Source organism: Pseudomonas laurentiana (assembly GCF_014648275.1).
GTDB lineage: Bacteria > Pseudomonadota > Gammaproteobacteria > Pseudomonadales > Pseudomonadaceae > Aquipseudomonas > Aquipseudomonas laurentiana.
This window is the reverse complement of record NZ_BMQU01000127.1, coordinates 1-667: the sequence shown is the minus strand read 5'-3', so window position 1 is coordinate 667 and position 667 is coordinate 1. Positions and strand designations below refer to the sequence as shown.

Annotated in this window: 1 protein-coding gene; it reads left to right on the top strand. The window is 17.1% G+C overall.

Annotated elements, in window-relative coordinates; translation table 11 throughout:
* On the top strand, positions 1-420 hold a 420-nt coding region (locus tag IE038_RS25645; protein WP_229775742.1), incomplete at its 5' end, for a DNA-directed RNA polymerase subunit beta'.
* Between the last annotated feature and the right edge of the window lie 247 nt (positions 421-667).

The window sequence follows — 667 nt, the reverse complement described above, 5'->3', positions numbered from 1 at the left end:
CAATCATTCCAACCTATTTTAATAAAAAAACACACTATTTATTTACATCCATTAATTTATAAAAAATTCAATACAAACTTTAATAAAAATCAAATAACTATTCATATACCTTTATCTTTAAAAACTCAAACAAAAACTCATTTACTTATATTTTCTCATATAAATCTCTTATCTCCAACTATTAAAAATCCCATTTCAATACCAACTCAAAATATACTTATTAAACTCTATATATTAACAAACAACACTCATCAAAATATTTATACAAACAAATATAATCCATATAATCAAAAAAACTATCAAAATAAAAAAATTTACAAAACAAACTATAAATATACAAAAAAACCCTTTTTTTACAATTCCTATAATACAATTAAAACTTATCAACAAAAAAAAATCAATTTAAATAATCCTTTATAACTTCAATAACAATTAAATCAACACATTATTACTTCAAAAAAAATTCCTATCAAAATTCACTATAAATCTTTTAATAACTATCATAAAATTTATACACACTATCTAATAATAAAAAATATAAAAAAAAAAAATTTTTATATATATATTCAAACCACAATTAATCATATTTCTTTTTATCAAAAAATCAAAAAAACTATACAAAATTTTTCTCAAACCTATTCATATAATACCTAATAATATACTATTA